We start from the raw sequence: 15,468 nt of genomic DNA, 5'->3' as shown, positions 1-15,468 counted from the left end.
CCGCGCGCCCCTGCCGCCGCCGGCCGGGCGGTCGGCGGCGGCCCGTCACTGCTCCCGGTCGCCGATGTGCCCGGGGGCCGTCACCGACAGCACGCGCTCCACGAACGAGCCGTACTCCTCCATGTAGTGCCGCAGGAACTGCTCGAGCGAGGAGTCCGCGACCGACCCGTCGGCGCCGAACGTCTGCTCCGTGACCTGGAGGTACACCTCGGGCGAGTTGAGCTGCGGCGCGTTGAGGAAGCTCAGGACGCTGCGCATCGACGACTGCATGACGGCCGTGCCGACCGCCCCGATCGACGCGCCGACGATCCCCGTCGGCTTGCGCGCGAACGAGTTGGTCCCCCACGGCCGCGACCCCCAGTCGATCGCGTTCTTGAGCGCACCGGGGATGCTGCGGTTGTACTCCGGCGACACGAACAGGATCCCGTCCGACGCCTCGATCGCCTCCTTGAGCGCGCGCGCCGGCGCCGGGTAGTCGGCGTCGTGGTCCGGGCTGTACAGCGGCAGGTCGCCGATCGGGATCTCGGTGAACTCGAGCTCGTCGGGCGCGAGCCCGATCAGCGCCTGCGCGAGGCGCCGGTTGACCGAGCTGCTCGACAGGCTGCCGACGAAGTAGCCGATGCGGTAGGTCACGAACGTCTCCTCTCCGCGGGCCGGCGGAGCAGGACGCGCACACCGGCACCGGGGCTTGCGGACCCGTCCGATTCTCGTGCGGCACGCCGCGTCGCGCGCGGCGGGTGCGTGGAGCCCCCTGTCGGATTCGAACCGACGACCCCCTGTTTACAAGACAGGTGCTCTGGCCGACTGAGCTAAGGAGGCGGGCGGGGACAGCGTACCGGTGCCCCTCGCGCCCCTGGCCCGGGAAGGCGGCGCACGGCCCGGAAGCGCCGACGGGCGGACCGGGAGCCCCTCGCGGGGTCCGGCCCGCCCGTCGGCGGTGCTGCGCTGCGGTGCGGGTCAGCCCTTGGCGGCGGCGGCCTGCTCCACCGCGGCGCGCAGGGCACCGGGCTGCTGCCAGTTGCCGTCCCACTTCACACCGTCGATGAGGATGTACGGCGTGCCCAGGTCGGGGAACTGCTCGCGCGCGGACGCGTAGGCGGCCGAGACCCACGGCGCGAACGTGCGCCACTCGCCGTCCTTCTCGGTCGTGTCGTCGCCGGTCCCGACCTCGTACGTGCCGGTCACGGTCGAGGTGAACTTCGCGATGACGTCGTCCGGGACGCCGACCCCGGACGCGACGTCCGCGATCTCGGCGTCGGACAGGCCGGACGTGCCCTCGGCCGGCTGCGTGCCCTCCGCGTACATCGCGGACATGAAGTCGACGAGGTGCTCGGGCGACTCGTCCGCGATCACGGCGTACGCGTTGGCGGCGCGCGTCGAGTAGAAGGTGCCCTGCGACGTGTAGTCGAGGAACGCGAGCGGGTGGAACGCGACGGTCACGCCGTCGGTCTCGGTGAGCGCCTTCACGTCCTCGCCGTTGGTCTGCTCGAAGTCGCCGCAGACGGGGCACATGAAGTCGAAGTAGATCGACAGCACGGTGTCGTCGTCGCCCTGCTCGCCGACGCCGGCGGAGCTCACGGGGATCCCACCCTCGTCGTTCGCGGGCCCGGGGGCCTCGACGTCCGCGAGCGCGGGCGCGACGACGTCGTCCCCGCCGCCGCCGTACGCGACGCTGCCGTAGGCCTCGGCGCGCTCCTTCGACTGGTTGACGATGAAGAAGACGACGGCGCCGAGCGCGAGGACGGCGAGCACGAGGCCGCCGATCGCGAGCATCCGGTTCCGCTTGGCCTTGCGCTCCTGCTCCGCGCGCATCTGGGCGGCCTTGGCGCGCGCCTCGTCGCGTCGGACCGCCTTGGTGGGGCGGGGTTCGTTCGTGGGCATGGGTACTCCTGGTCCGGGAAGAAGAGGGTTCGTGCGGGTCGGTCAGACGGTGGCGACGGTGACCGGTGGTCCGCGGACCGGGAGGACGGCGACGAGCAGGCGGTCCCGCAGGACCGGTGCGGTGCGGTCGACGGGCGCGGCCGGCGCGACGGGCAGCACGACGGCCGCGTCGTCGAGGCGGACGACCCAGCGCCGCAGGAGGCGCGTGACCCCGCGTGCGGCACGGGCGACGACGACCGAGGCGCCGAGCCCGCTCGCCGCGAGCGCGACGTGCGTGAGGACGACCGGCACGGCGACGCTCAGCAGGAGCACCGCCCCGCCGGCGGCGGGGCCGAACGCGTAGGCCCCGTCGGGGCAGTCGGACGCGTCGCTCAGCAGGAGGAGTCGCACGCCCCACGGGCCGACGCCGACGGCGGACACGCACTGGTGCAGCAGCACGCGGCCGGACAGCGCGATCGCGAGCCCGAGCAGCGCGGCGAGGGCGGCGGCGGCGACGAGCGCGCGCGAGCCCGTGAGCGGGGCTCGTCGTGCGCGCATGCGGGACAGCGTAGGGCCACGACCTGTGCGGACCGGCCGGGTCGGAACGGTTCGCACCGACGGCCGCGTCGCGGTCAGGGCATCGTCGGCGTCGGCAGGGGCGACCAGGTGATCGGACGACCGTCGAGCAGGAGGGCGACCAGCACCGCGGCCGCGGCCAGCAGCACGACGACGGCCACGAGCGCCCCGAGCCGGCCGGGGGCGACGACCGCGAGCGTCCGGCGTGCGCCGACGCGCGTCATGCTCGACAGCGGGCCCCACCACACGACGAGGACGGCCAGCAGGACCAGCGCGCCGACGACGAGCGAGGCCGTGAGCCCTTGCACGGGCAGCCCGGACGGTGCCCCGTCGATCGTCCAGCGCCCCGAGTCGAGCAGCCACCACAGCACGCCCACGACGACCACCGCGACGCTCGCGCCGACGACGAGCGACGGCACGAGCCCGGCGGTCGCGCGCAGCAGGTGCCACGGCCCGGCCGCGACGGTGACGGGGACGTCGGAGCGGCGCACGCCGGACCGCTCGCGGCGGGCGTGCATCGACTCGACGGCGGTGCCGAACGTGCGGACGACGAGCATCAGGACGCCGACGACGACCAGCGTGGCTCCCGGGAACAGGGTGCCCGCGGCGGCGACGAGCAGCCCGGCGGCCAGCAGCGTGCCCCATCGCCGCTCCGTGGGCGGCCGCACGTACCCCGACCCCTCGGGACCGGGCTCCTCGGACGCGTCGAGGTCGTCCTGGATCCACTCGACGCCCTCGGGGTCCTCCTCGTCGGACCAGTCGTCCTCGTCCTGCGACCAGCCGTCCCAGCCGTCGTCGCCCGCCGCCGCGTCGTCGGTGCCGGGCTCGAACGTCCGCGTCGTCCCGTCGTTGGCGACGAGCGTCGCCGTGCCCGCGGGGGCAGCGACCCCGCCCGGCCGGGCGGCCGCGCCCGCGAGCAGCGCGGTGCCGGTCGCGTCGGCCGGGTCGAGCCGGGTCGTGTCCGTGGCGTCGCCCGGGCCGACGTGCGTGGTGCCGGTGAGGTCCTCGGCGTGCACGAGGGTCGTCGCGGTGGCGTCCTCCGTGACGACGTCGCCGTCGGTCGCGGCGACGGTCAGTGCGGCGACGACGTCCTCCGGGTCGGTCCGGGCGTCGGGGTCGGCGACGAGCGCACCGCGCAGCGCGGTCGCGGTGAGCGGGCCCAGCCCGTCGAGGTCGGCGGCGCCGGAGCGGGCGCGCGACAGCACCACCTCGAGCGGCCTCGTCCCGAAGGGGGCGCGCCCGGTCGCGGCGAACGCGAGGACGGCGGCCCAGCCCCAGTAGTCGCTCGCCGCGGTGGGCTCGTCGCCGTCGAGCAGCTCGGGCGCGAGGTACCCGGGCGTGCCGATGACCAGGCCGTCCGACGTGAGCGGCGCGTCGCCCGCGGCCTGCGCGATGCCGAAGTCGATGAGGACCGGACCGTCGTCGGTGACCAGCACGTTCGCGGGCTTGAGGTCGCGGTGCACGACGCCGGCGCCGTGCACGGCCGCGAGCGCGGACCGCAAGCCCTCGGCGAGGTCGAGCAGGTCCTGCGCGTCGAGCGGCCCGCGCTCGCGCACGTGCTCCTCGAGCGTGTCGCCGTCGACGAGCTCGGTCACGAGGAACGCCTCGGTGGAGTCGGCCTCGGCGTCGAGGATCGCGGCGACGCCCGGGTGCCGGAGCTTCTGGAGCGCGCGGACCTCACGGCGCAGCCGGTCGCGGGCGACGGCGTCGGAGCCGAGCTGCGGGTGCAGCAGCTTGAGCGCGACGGCCGTGCCGCCGCCGTCGACCGCCCGGTACACGGTTCCCATGCCGCCCGAACCGAGCGGCGCGACGACGCGGTACCCCCCGATGTCCGACCCCGGCGTCAGACCGATCCGCTCCATGCCCCGCAACCTAGCCCGCGGTGCGGACGGGCGTCCCCCAACGCGCGGGTGACGTGTGACGCGCGTCGCGTCCCGCCGTGACCAGGGGCGCTCACCTGGCCCGACGGCTAGGGTCGACGCAGACCCGAGGAGTTGATCTCGTTGCCTTCCGACGTGCCTGACGCCGGCTACGACCTGCTCGTCGTCGCGAACCGTCTCCCCGTGGACGTCGCGCTGGGGGACGACGGCGAGCCCACCTGGACCCGCTCCCCCGGCGGTCTCGTGACCGCCCTGGCTCCCGTGATGGCGGGGGCCGACGGCGCCTGGATCGGGTGGGGCGGCTCACCCGACCTCGACCTCGAGCCCTTCGAGGTCGACGGCACGCAGCTCGTCCCCGTGACCCTCAGCCAGACCGACGTCGAGCGGTACTACGAGGGGTTCGCCAACGACACCCTGTGGCCGCTCTACCACGACGTCATCGCCCCGCCCGCGTTCCACCGGCAGTGGTGGGACGCCTACCAGCGCGTGAACAAGCGGTTCGCCGAGGCCGCCGCGAAGGCCGCGTCGAAGGGCGCGACGGTGTGGGTGCACGACTACCAGCTGCAGCTCGTGCCGCAGATGCTGCGCGTGCTGCGCCCCGACCTGCGCATCGGCTACTTCCACCACATCCCGTTCCCGCCGCTCGAGATCTTCGCGCAGCTCCCGTGGCGGCGGCAGGTCGTCGAGGGCCTGCTCGGCGCGGACCTGGTCGGCTTCCAGCGCGCGGGCGACGCCGCGAACTTCGTGCGGATCGTGCGCCGCCTCACGGACCTCACGACGCGCGGCCAGGTCGTCACGCTCATGAAGCACGGCCGCGTGGACCGGCACGTGCGCGCCGCCGCGTTCCCGATCTCGATCGACTCGCACGCGTTCGACGACCTCGCGCGCAGCCACGACGTGCAGATGCGCGCCAAGCAGATCCGGCACGAGCTCGGCGACCCCGAGGTGCTGCTGCTGGGCGTCGACCGGCTCGACTACACCAAGGGCATCCGGCACCGCATCAAGGCGTACGGCGAGCTTCTCGAGGACGGCCGCCTGTCACCGAGCACGACGACGCTCGTGCAGGTCGCGAGCCCGAGCCGCGAGAACGTGGGCGCGTACCAGCAGCTCCGCGACGAGGTCGAGCTGCTGGTCGGGCGCATCAACGGCGACTTCGGCCAGGTCGGGCACGCGCCCGTGCAGTACCTCCACCAGTCGTTCCCGATGGAGGAGATGGCGGCGCTGTACCTCGCGGCCGACGTCATGCTCGTGACCGCGCTGCGCGACGGCATGAACCTCGTCGCGAAGGAGTACGTCGCGGCCCGGTCCGACGACCGCGGCGCGCTGGTCCTCTCGGAGTTCACGGGAGCCGCCGACGAGCTGCAGGGCGCGGTCCTGGTGAACCCGCACGACATCGACGGCATGAAGGACGCGATCACGTACGCCGTGCACATGGACCAGCGGGAGGCGCGCAAGCGCATGCGCCGCCTGCGTCGCCGCGTGCTCGGCCACGACGTGACCGCCTGGTCGAAGGAGTTCCTCGCGGTGCTGACGGCGATCCCCGCCCGGACGGACCATGTCTGACGGCCCCGCGGACGCCGCGGCCCTGCGCGACCTGCTCGCGGGTCTCGCCGCCGACCCCGCGTCCCGCCCGCTGCTCGTCGCGCTCGACTTCGACGGCACCCTCGCACCCCTGCAGGACGACCCGCAGGCGTCACGGATCCTGCCCGACGGCGTCGAGGCGCTCACGCGGCTGGCCGCCGCCGAGGGCGTCGCGCTCGCGCTCGTGTCCGGCCGGGCGATGAACGACCTGCACGCGCTCGCCGAGGTCCCACCCGGCACGTACCTGGTCGGCAGCCACGGCGCCGAACGCGCCCGCGTCACGCGGTACGGGCTCGACCGCGACGTCGTGCAGCTCACCGACGAGCAGGCGGACCGGCTCGCGGCGCTCGGCGCCGAGGCCGCGCAGGTCGCGCGCGGACGCGACGGCGTCTGGGTCGAGACGAAGCCGACCGCGGTCGTCGTGCACACCCGGCTGGCCGAGCCCGACGTGGCCGAGCCCGCCGAGACCGAGGCGATCGCGCTCGGCGAGCGGCTCGGGTCCGGGGTCCTGCACGGCAAGGACGTCGTGGAGATCTCCGTGCTGCGCGCGAGCAAGGGCGAGGCGCTGACCGCGCTGCGCGACGAGCTCGGTGCGCAGGTCGTGCTCTACGCGGGCGACGACGTGACCGACGAGCACGCGTTCGCCGCGCTCGGCGAGGGCGACGTCACGGTGAAGGTCGGGGCGGGCGACACGTCCGCCCGGTTCCGCGTGGACGACCCGCACGCGGCGGTCGCCGCGCTCGCCGACCTCGCGGCCCGGCTGCACGCCTGACCCGTCCGGCTCTCGCCTCACGGTGGTGCCGCAGGGCGCGCCGCGCCCGCCTGCTCGCGGGCGTGGCCGTCCACCGGCGACCTCACCCGCTTCCCCGCCCGCGCCCGCGCGGACCCCGGGTTACCGTGACGAGATGTCCGGCCGGATGCAGGACGTGCACCTCGTCGAGGCCGACGAGCACGACGACCGGACGGTCGCGCCCTCCGGCCGCACGCGCACCCGCCGTGATCGCCACGCCCCCGACGCGGGGCGTCCCGCGGACGCGCCGGACGGTGCGGACCCGCCCTCGGCAACGTCGGAGGACGACCACGGCAGCGGACGTGCCGCTGCGTCCCCCGTGCTCACGTGGGTGCGCACGCACCTGCGGGTCCTCGTGCCCGCGGTGCTGGCCGTCGCCGCTCTGCTGGTCGGCGCGCAGCTGCTCCTCGACGCGCGCGAGCGGGCCCGGGTCGCGGCCCTCGCCGACGTCCGCGGCGTGCTGCGCCCCGTCGACCCGGGACTCGGGGTCCGCTGGGCGTCGGACGCCGAGGACGCGCGCGTCGTCGAGTCGGGCGTCCTCGTCGACGGGCTCGTCGTCGGCGCCGCCCCGCTGCCGGCGGCGCAGGTGCAGGTGCGTGCGCTCGACGAGCTCACGGGCGCACTGCGGTGGACCCGCGAGCTGGACCTGCCGACACCCGTCATGACGCCCGACGCCGCGTCGCCCGCGACGTGGACGGTCTGCACGACCGCGGGCGCGCCGAGCACGTCGACGGACACCCCGGACGACGCGCGTCCCGTCGTCGCCTGCCTCGCGCAGCAGCCCGGCTCGGACATCGGCCCGCCGCCCGAGGTGTCGCTGTGGTTCCTCGACGCGCGCGACGGCACGCTGCTGTCGACGCAGCACCTCCCGGGCGACGCGGCGTTCACGGTCCTCGACGGCCGGCTCCTCACGGCCGTCCGCGAGGAGGACGGCGACGGCGACGGCGACCGCTCGACCCGCTGGCGCGTGACGGCGACCGACCCGGCGACCCAGGAGGCGCTGTGGACGTGGACGACGCCGCCGATCCCCGCGCCGCGGGTCACGCAGCAGCCGACCGACGTGTGGTCGTCCTCGTTCGCGTCGCTGGACGCGCGCGGCGACCACGTGCTGCTCGCGGTGGGCTCGTCGTCGTGGCTGCTCGGCACGGACGGGTCGATGCTGCGCCGCGACGGCCTCGAACCCGGCTGGTGGCCGGAGCTCGCCCGCGGCGGCGCGGTCGTGCACTCGACGTGGTCGCGCGACGGCCGCCCGCAGTCGCGCCTGCTGCGCCCCGACGGGTCGCGCACGACGGTCGACGCGACGCCGCTGTGGCTCACGGTCGACGACGGCTCGGTCCCGGGCGCGGTGCTGTTCGCGACGCGTGACGTCGGGCCGTCGGGCGTGGTCGCGTCGGTGTCGGCGCGCGACGCGTCGACGGGCGACCTGCGCTGGCGCGTGACGGGCGTCGAGGCGACGTCGGCGGTCCTGCTCGACGACCGGCTCTACGTCGTCGGCGCCGACGGGCTCGCGGCGATCGACGCGACCACGGGGGCCGTCCGGTGGACGACGCCGCTCGGCCGCACCGTCGACGAGCTGTCGACGGACGGCCGCTGGCTGCTGCTGCGCGGGCCCGGTCCCGTGGTCGAGGCGTACGCGACCGCGGACGGCGGGCGCGCGTGGCGCGCCGACCTCACGGGCGAGGCGCTCGAGCCCGGGACGAACCTGCGGGTGGGCTGGCAGGTGCCGCGGATGTACGCGCTGCGCACGGACGGGTCGGTCGTGGTGCTCGGCTGACGGGTGCTCCGTGGGGGTCCTCGCGCGCCTCGCGCGCAGCCTCGCAGGCCCGCGAGGTGGTTGCCCGGGCCGACGAGACGTGCGTCACGCGTGTGGCATGATGACCTCGGACCGAGGACGGGCCTTTCGCCCCCCTCGGTCCGTGTCAGCGAAGACACTCTGACACCCTCCACAACGGATCGTCCGGCACGTACCTGCCGGTGAAGGGAACGGATCAGACATGGCTACGGTCACGTTCGACAAGGCCACCCGGGTCTACCCGGGCACGGAGCGCCCCGCGGTCGACTCGCTCGACCTGCACATCGAGGACGGCGAGTTCCTCGTCCTCGTCGGCCCCTCCGGCTGCGGCAAGTCCACCTCGCTCCGCATGCTCGCGGGTCTCGAGGACGTCAACGCGGGTCGCATCCTCATCGGCGACCGCGACGTCACGGACGTCCAGCCGAAGGACCGGGACATCGCGATGGTGTTCCAGAACTACGCGCTGTACCCGCACATGACGGTCGCCGACAACATGGGCTTCGCGCTCAAGATCGCCGGCACGCCGAAGGCGGAGATCCGCCAGCGCGTCGAGGAGGCCGCCAAGATCCTCGACCTCTCCCAGTACCTCGACCGCAAGCCGAAGGCCCTCTCGGGTGGTCAGCGTCAGCGTGTCGCCATGGGCCGCGCCATCGTGCGTCAGCCCCAGGTGTTCCTCATGGACGAGCCGCTGTCGAACCTCGACGCCAAGCTCCGCGTCCAGACCCGTACGCAGATCGCGTCGCTGCAGCGTCGTCTCGGTGTCACCACCGTGTACGTCACGCACGACCAGACCGAGGCCCTGACGATGGGTGACCGCATCGCGGTCCTCAAGGACGGCCTCCTGCAGCAGGTCGGCACGCCGCGCGACATGTACGACACCCCGGCCAACGTCTTCGTCGCCGGCTTCATCGGCTCGCCGGCCATGAACATCGCCACGGTCCCGGTGCTCGAGGGCGCCGCGCAGCTCGGCCGTGCGCGCGTCTCGCTGCCGCGCGACGTCATCGCCAAGTTCACCGAGGCCGACCGCAACCACATCACGCTCGGCTTCCGCCCCGAGGCGCTCGAGGTCGTCCCGCAGGGCACCCCCGACGCGATCCCGGTCATCGTGAACATCGTCGAGGAGCTCGGCTCGGACGCGTTCCTCTACGCGTCGCTGACGAACGAGTTCGGCGGCGCCGAGGCCGTGCACTCCGGTGCCGGCGACGCGCAGATCATCGTCCGCATCGACCCGCGCGGCGTCCCCGCCAAGGGCGAGACCGTCTGGGTCCGCATCCGCGAGGGCCAGCAGCACCTGTTCCACGCGGGCACCGGCGAGCGCATCACGGTCTGATCGCTCCCTGCAGCACCGCCGACGGGCGGGTCCGGCTCCGGCCGGGCCCGCCCGTCGGGCGTTCGGCAGGGTGCGCCCCGTCGACGGCACGCCCGCGCCCGCGCGTCCCGTTGTGCGGGACGCCCACACGTCCTCCCCGACTTCCGTGCCCGCCCGCAGGGTCGGTCGTCGGACCACTCTGAGAGGATCGGGTCATGAGCCCGACGCCGCAGCGCCTGCAGATCACCGCGGCCAACCCGGACCCCGCGCTCCTCGACCTGCCGTGGCAGGTGCCGCTGGAGGACTGGCCGGCCGAGACGCTGGCCGCGCTCCCCCGCGGCATCTCCCGCCACATCGTGCGGTTCGTGCGGCTCTCGGGCCGGGTCATCGCGGTCAAGGAGATCGGGGAGACCGTCGCCTACCGCGAGTACGAGCTGCTGCGCCAGCTCGACCGCATCGACGTGCCGAGCGTCGTGCCCGTCGGTGTCATCACCGGTCGGCGCGACCCCGACGGCGAGCCGCTCGAGGCCGTGCTCATCACCGAGCACCTGCAGTTCTCGCTCCCGTACCGCGCGCTGTTCAGCCAGTCGCTGCGCCCCGACACCGCGACGCGGCTCATCGACGCGCTCGCCGTGCTGCTCGTCCGCCTGCACCTCGCCGGCTTCTACTGGGGCGACGTGTCGCTGTCGAACACCCTGTTCCGCCGCGACGCGGAGACGTTCGCCGCGTACCTCGTCGACGCCGAGACGGGCGACCTGCACGACACCCTGACGACGGGCCAGCGCGAGTACGACCTCGAGGTCGCGCGGGTCAACATCATCGGCGAGCTCATGGACCTGCAGGCCGGCGAGTTCCTCGAGGAGGACGTCGACGCCGTCGCGATCGGCAACGCGCTCGCCGAGCGGTACCGCGAGCTGTGGCGCGCGCTGACCGAGACCGAGTCGTTCGGCTACGGCGAGCGGTGGCGCGTGCAGGCGCGCATCGACCGCCTCAACGACCTCGGGTTCGACGTCGGCGAGCTCGACATCACGACCGACGTCGGCGGCACGACCGTGCAGATCCAGCCGAAGGTCGTCGACGCGGGCCACCACTCCCGCCGCCTCATGCGCCTGACCGGCCTCGACGTGCAGGAGAACCAGGCCCGTCGCCTGCTCAACGACCTCGACGAGTACCGGGCCGCGACCGATCGGCAGCGCGAGGACGAGGCGTTCGTCGCGCACGACTGGCTCACCGAGGTGTTCGAGCCCGCGGTGCGCGCCGTCCCGCGGGAGCTGCGGCACAAGCTCGAGCCCGCGCAGGTGTTCCACGAGCTCCTCGACCACCGGTGGTACCTGTCGCAGCAGCACGGCCGCGACGTGCCGATGCCCGAGGTCGTCAAGAGCTACGTGAAGAACATCCTGCCGACGCGCCCCGACGAGGACGCGATCCTGGGCGTGCAGTCGGGCGACATCCGCGACACCGACATGTTCCCGCAGGTCGAGGACGACCAGCTCCTCGGCTGACCGATGTTGTCACTACTGCAACGCCTACTGCAAAGAGCATGTGGCAGTAGCCGTTGCAGCTGCCGTTCGCGAGTCTCAGGTCAGACGCCACGCCGCCCGTGGGTCTTTGGGTGACTGCCCCTCCCACGTGATCAGGCCAGCGTCCTGCAGTCGCTGAAGGTGGCGGGACGCCGTAGGGCGCGTGACACCTGCCGCGTCGGCCACCTGCCCTGTGCCGATTGGCCGCCCGACACGGCGCAGCACGTCAAGCACCTTCAGAGCGCCCGCAGGGAGCGACTCACGCACCTCACGCGGGAGCGCATCCGAGAAGAACAACGTCAGTTGCACGGCTCCGGCCGTCTGCGTGTACAACGGATCGGTGAGACCCCGAGCGCGCATCTCATCGAAGATGCGTCGTATGCCCTCGCCCAGTTCCTGTGCGATGCCGAGGTCCGAGCAGACGCGCGCAATTCGTGGATTGCGCGCGTAGCGGCTGATGTCGAGCGGTCGACTCGGGTCGACTAGTCCAGGGAATCGTCCAGGGCTAGCGATCTCCAACCGATCCGGGAAGATCTCCACCCGCACGTGATCGCCCGCCATGCTGTAGGAGCGATGAAGCACGGCATTGACGAGGCCTTCGAGCCACGCATCTCGAGGGATCACCGGAATGCGTTCGAACCGTCCGCTTGCCCCTAACGCACGACGATCGGGCAGGAACCACTCGATGACGTTTGCGGCCTCGGTGATCTGCTGCGGGATCGAACCTTCGCAACGAACGTCCGCGGCATCCTCGAGTGTGAGCCCAGCGCCCGTCCCGCGCTCCACGTCGCGGTACCGCAGGATGCGGACATGAGCATTCGGAAATGCGTCCTGCGGTCGCTCGCCGAACAACAGGTAAGCAGCAACCGTCAAACGCCCCTGACGTGTGAGGAGTCCGCGTGCGCGAAGCATCGACTCTGGTGACGACGAACCAATCGCCAGCTGATAGGCCGAGACCTGACTCGCGTCGAGGTCCTCGACCCCGAGGTCGACCGTTGTCCCGTCGAAGGGCGCTCCGCCGCGGTCGTACTCCAGTTCCTGACGCTGAGCGAAGCCAAGCTTCCGAGACTCGTCGCCTACGCGGAGATAACAGTCACCGCTCGTCGTTTCGTGCACTCTCTCACCGGGATCGACGCGCAAGAGGAGCACGTGCGCCCCGTCGGAGGTCGTCAACACCTCAGCCCGTGTCCGTACGACGGGTTGTGTGAAGTCCTGGGCGACCTCGCGCAGGTCGTTGAGGCGACCTTCGCCCACACCGTCGACCGCGCCGGAGTGGATCCCCACGACGATGCACCCACCCTCGGCGTTGGCGAACGCCACCAAAGGGACCGCGAGGTCCCGAGGCGCGATCCGACCAGACTTCCGCTCGAACCACTGCCCTTCGGGCAGGTCTGCGAGCGCCCTCATGGCGTCATCGACAGTCTGGGAGAGAGCGACGTCTACCTCTGCGGCGTACACCAAAGCGCTGTAACAGTTTTACAGTAACCGACGTCGCGCGCCTGACGGGCTGCCGTCAAGCCCGTGGGTACGGGTTACGACGCGCGGCGGCGGGCGACCTCGTAGAGCGCGATCCCCGCGGCGACCCCCGCGTTGAGCGACTCGACGGCCGACGCGATCGGGATGGACGCGATCGCGTCGCACTGCTCGCGCACGAGCCGGGACAGGCCCTTGCCCTCGGAGCCGACGACGAGCACGAGCGGGTCCTCGGCGAACGCGACGTCGCCGATCGCGACGTCGCCGCCGCCGTCGAGCCCGACGACGAACACGCCCGCCTCGCGGTACGCCTGCAGGGTCCGTACCAGGTTCTTCACGCGCGCGACGGGCACGCGCGCCGCGGCACCCGCGGACACCTTCCACGCCGAGGCCGTGACACCCGCGGCGCGACGCTCGGGCACGAGCACGCCGTGCGCACCGAACGCGCCCGCGGACCGGAGCACGGCGCCGAGGTTGCGCGGGTCGGTCACGCCGTCGAGCGCGACGACGAGCGCAGGCTGCTCGGACGCCTCGGCGGCGTCGAGCAGGTCCTCGTCGTCGGCGTACGCGTACGGCGGCACCTGGATCGCGACGCCCTGGTGCACGGACCCGTCGGTGAGCCGGTCGAGCTCGGTGCGGCTGACCTCGAGCAGCGGGTAGCCGGACTCGGCGGCGGTCGAGACGATCTCGCGCGTGCGGTCGTCGGCCTCGAGCCGTGCCGCGAGGTACACGGTCGACACCGGGATGCCGGCCCGCAGCGCCTCGACGACGGAGTTCCGCCCGGAGACGATCTCGTGCGTCGACGACGTCCGGCCGCCGCGGCCCCCGGCCGCGCTGCGCGACGCGGACGCCGAGCGCTGACCCGAGCGGCCCTGGCCCGCGACCGTGCGCTTCTCCGCGGCGACCTTCTTCTTGTACGCCGCGTGGTACGGGCGGTCCTCGGCTTTGGGCGTCGGCCCCTTGCCCTCGAGCGACTTGCGGCCGTGCCCGCCGGTGCCGACGGACGCGCCCTTCTTGGACCCCGGCTTGCGGGTGGCGCCTCGGCGCTGGGAGTTGCCGGCCATGGGTGCTGTCTCCTACGTCTGGTGGTGCGAACGTCTGGTGCGGGTCGGGCCCGCGCGGTTCCGGTCGGGCGGCGGCGGCCGCAGCGGGGTGGCGGTCAGCCCTCGGGTCGCAGGGACCAGCGGGCCCCCGTCGGCGAGTCCTCGACGACGACCCCGGCGGCCGCGAGGCGGTCGCGGATCGCGTCGGCGGTCGCGAAGTCGCGGTCGGCGCGCGCCTGGGCGCGGGCCTCGAGCTGCCCGGCGACGACCGCGTCGAGGGCACGTGCGTACCGCTCGTCGCCGCCGCGCGCGGCCCACTGCGGGCTGCCCGGGTCGAGCCCGAGGACGTCGAGCATCGCGCGCAGCGCGACCATCTCGGTCCGGGCCACGACCAGGTCACCCGACGCGAGCGCGCCATTGCCGAGCCGCAGGTGCTCGTGCACTACCGCGAGCGCGGCGGGCACGTTGAGGTCGTCGTCCATCGCGGCGACGAACGCGTCGGGCAGGTCGGCCTTGGCGACCTCGTCGAGGTCCGCGGCGCCGACCTTCTCGGCCGCGCGCTCGACGAAACCGGCGAGCCGGTCCCACGTCGCCTCGGCCTCGCGCAGCGAGTCGTCGGTCCACTCGAGCATCGACCGGTACTGCACGGACGTGAGCGCGTACCGGAGCACGGCAGCACGGACGCCCTGGAGCACGACGTCGACGAGCAGCCCGTTGCCGAGCGACTTGCTCATCTTCGCGCCGCCCTGCGTGACCCAGCCGTTGTGCAGCCAGTACTGCGCGAACCCGTACCCGGCGGCGTGCGACTGGGCCTGCTCGTTCTCGTGGTGCGGGAACCGCAGGTCGAGCCCGCCTCCGTGGATGTCGAACGCGTCGCCGAGGTACCGCCGCGCCATCGCCGAGCACTCGAGGTGCCAGCCCGGCCGCGCACGGCCCCAGGGGGTGTCCCACGACGCGCTCGTGGGCTCGCCCGGCTTGGGCGACTTCCAGAGCGCGAAGTCCCGCGCGTCACGCTTGCTGGCGCCCGACGCGTCGTCGGGGGCGGGGACCATGTCGTCGACCCGCTGGTTGGTGAGGGCGCCGTACTCCGCGTAGGAGCGGACGTCGAACCACACGTCGCCCGGGCCGGTCGTGTACGCGTGCCCGGCGTCGACGAGCCGGTCGACGAGCTCGACCATCGCGGGGACGTGCCCGGTCGCGCGCGGCTCGTACGTCGGGGGCAGGACGCCGAGCGCGTCGTACGCGGCCGTGAACGCGCGCTCGTTCGTCGCCGCCCACGCCCACCACGGCTCGCCCGCGTCGGCGGCCTTGGCGAGGATCTTGTCGTCGATGTCGGTGACGTTGCGGACCAGCGTGACGCGGTGGCCCGTGCGGCGCAGCCAGCGCACCAGCACGTCGAACGCGACGCCGGACCGGACGTGGCCGATGTGCGGGGGCGCCTGGACGGTCGCGCCGCACAGGTAGATGCCGACCTCGCCCGCGGTGAGCGGGACGAAGTCGCGCACCGTGCGGGTCGCGGTGTCGAACAGGCGCAGGGTCACGCCCGTCATCGTACGGGTCCTCCCCTCGCCGTCGCCGCCGTCATCGCTGCTCACCCGGGTCGGGTCGGGACGGGAGCCGGTCGCGCGGGGCGCCGGCCCCACC

12 protein-coding genes and 1 tRNA gene are annotated in these 15,468 nt (G+C 73.5%); 5 read left to right on the top strand and 8 right to left on the bottom strand.

The features are described from left to right. Positions 1 to 45: 45 nt before the first annotated feature. The 5 genes from GXP71_RS19545 to GXP71_RS19525 form a co-directional block, all read right to left on the bottom strand. A complete protein-coding gene (locus GXP71_RS19545; RefSeq protein ID WP_162354043.1) occupies positions 46 to 633 on the bottom strand; it encodes an NADPH-dependent FMN reductase in 588 nt (195 codons plus the stop codon). A 109-nt stretch (positions 634 to 742) separates the two neighbouring features. Next, a tRNA-Thr gene (locus GXP71_RS19540) sits at positions 743 to 819 on the bottom strand. Between the two features lie 138 nt (positions 820 to 957). Continuing rightward, the gene (locus GXP71_RS19535) at positions 958 to 1,881 is read right to left on the bottom strand and encodes a DsbA family protein (RefSeq protein WP_162354042.1); all 924 of its coding nucleotides are present in this window, start codon (positions 1,879 to 1,881) and stop codon (positions 958 to 960) included. 42 nt (positions 1,882 to 1,923) lie between these two features. Then, positions 1,924 to 2,418 carry a hypothetical protein gene (locus tag GXP71_RS19530; protein ID WP_162354041.1) on the bottom strand — a complete coding sequence of 165 codons (495 nt, stop codon included), beginning with the start codon at positions 2,416 to 2,418 and terminating at the stop codon, positions 1,924 to 1,926. Between the two features lie 74 nt (positions 2,419 to 2,492). Beyond that, entirely contained in the window at positions 2,493 to 4,298 is a 1,806-nt protein-coding gene (locus GXP71_RS19525; RefSeq protein WP_162354040.1) for a serine/threonine-protein kinase, read from the bottom strand. 153 nt (positions 4,299 to 4,451) lie between these two features. Here GXP71_RS19525 and GXP71_RS19520 point away from each other — a divergent pair, with 153 nt between their 5' ends. From GXP71_RS19520 to GXP71_RS19500, 5 genes are all read left to right on the top strand, one after another. Further along, positions 4,452 to 5,879: a trehalose-6-phosphate synthase gene (locus tag GXP71_RS19520; RefSeq protein WP_124341642.1), complete on the top strand. Its 1,428-nt coding sequence runs from the start codon at positions 4,452 to 4,454 to the stop codon at positions 5,877 to 5,879. Continuing rightward, positions 5,872 to 6,669, top strand: coding sequence for a trehalose-phosphatase (otsB, locus tag GXP71_RS19515; protein WP_162354039.1), 798 nt, complete (start codon positions 5,872 to 5,874; stop codon positions 6,667 to 6,669). Before GXP71_RS19520 ends, otsB begins: the two co-directional genes overlap by 8 nt. A 133-nt stretch (positions 6,670 to 6,802) precedes the next feature. Further along, on the top strand, positions 6,803 to 8,461 hold the full coding sequence (locus tag GXP71_RS19510; protein ID WP_162354038.1) for a PQQ-binding-like beta-propeller repeat protein: 1,659 nt from the start codon (positions 6,803 to 6,805) through the stop codon (positions 8,459 to 8,461). A gap of 220 nt (positions 8,462 to 8,681) precedes the next feature. Continuing rightward, positions 8,682 to 9,809: an ABC transporter ATP-binding protein gene (locus GXP71_RS19505; protein ID WP_162354037.1), complete on the top strand. Its 1,128-nt coding sequence runs from the start codon at positions 8,682 to 8,684 to the stop codon at positions 9,807 to 9,809. A gap of 194 nt (positions 9,810 to 10,003) precedes the next feature. Beyond that, a complete protein-coding gene (locus tag GXP71_RS19500; RefSeq protein WP_162354036.1) occupies positions 10,004 to 11,290 on the top strand; it encodes a DUF4032 domain-containing protein in 1,287 nt (428 codons plus the stop codon). Positions 11,291 to 11,365: 75 nt separating this feature from the next. Here GXP71_RS19500 and GXP71_RS19495 read toward each other — a convergent pair whose 3' ends face one another. The 3 genes from GXP71_RS19495 to cysS all read right to left on the bottom strand — a co-directional run bounded on the left by GXP71_RS19495 (position 11,366) and on the right by cysS (position 15,365). Further along, entirely contained in the window at positions 11,366 to 12,715 is a 1,350-nt protein-coding gene (locus GXP71_RS19495; protein ID WP_162354035.1) for an ATP-binding protein, read from the bottom strand. A gap of 125 nt (positions 12,716 to 12,840) precedes the next feature. After that, positions 12,841 to 13,845, bottom strand: coding sequence for a 23S rRNA (guanosine(2251)-2'-O)-methyltransferase RlmB (gene rlmB, locus GXP71_RS19490; RefSeq protein WP_162354034.1), 1,005 nt, complete (start codon positions 13,843 to 13,845; stop codon positions 12,841 to 12,843). A gap of 95 nt (positions 13,846 to 13,940) precedes the next feature. After that, complete coding sequence (gene cysS / locus GXP71_RS19485) at positions 13,941 to 15,365, bottom strand: cysteine--tRNA ligase (RefSeq protein ID WP_162354033.1); 1,425 nt, start codon at positions 15,363 to 15,365, stop codon at positions 13,941 to 13,943. Positions 15,366 to 15,468: the final 103 nt, after the last annotated feature.

Origin of the sequence: Cellulomonas sp. H30R-01, from assembly GCF_010119915.1 — a bacterium.
GTDB lineage: Bacteria > Actinomycetota > Actinomycetes > Actinomycetales > Cellulomonadaceae > Cellulomonas > Cellulomonas algicola.
The sequence above is the reverse complement of the archived record's forward strand: the minus strand, read 5'-3'. Positions and strand labels throughout refer to the sequence as shown.

Bases quoted from the DNA above. Each gene is read 5' to 3' on its own strand.
- otsB (WP_162354039.1), top strand. From the start codon at position 5,872: ATGTCTGACGGCCCCGCGGACGCCGCGGCCCTGCGCGACCTGCTCGCG.
- GXP71_RS19505 (WP_162354037.1), top strand. From the start codon at position 8,682: ATGGCTACGGTCACGTTCGACAAGGCCACCCGGGTCTACCCGGGCACG.
- GXP71_RS19525 (WP_162354040.1), bottom strand. From the start codon at position 4,298: ATGGAGCGGATCGGTCTGACGCCGGGGTCGGACATCGGGGGGTACCGC.
- GXP71_RS19495 (WP_162354035.1), bottom strand. From the start codon at position 12,715: ATGAGGGCGCTCGCAGACCTGCCCGAAGGGCAGTGGTTCGAGCGGAAG.
- GXP71_RS19510 (WP_162354038.1), top strand. From the start codon at position 6,803: ATGTCCGGCCGGATGCAGGACGTGCACCTCGTCGAGGCCGACGAGCAC.
- GXP71_RS19500 (WP_162354036.1), top strand. From the start codon at position 10,004: ATGAGCCCGACGCCGCAGCGCCTGCAGATCACCGCGGCCAACCCGGAC.
- GXP71_RS19530 (WP_162354041.1), bottom strand. From the start codon at position 2,418: ATGCGCGCACGACGAGCCCCGCTCACGGGCTCGCGCGCGCTCGTCGCC.
- rlmB (WP_162354034.1), bottom strand. From the start codon at position 13,845: ATGGCCGGCAACTCCCAGCGCCGAGGCGCCACCCGCAAGCCGGGGTCC.
- GXP71_RS19535 (WP_162354042.1), bottom strand. From the start codon at position 1,881: ATGCCCACGAACGAACCCCGCCCCACCAAGGCGGTCCGACGCGACGAG.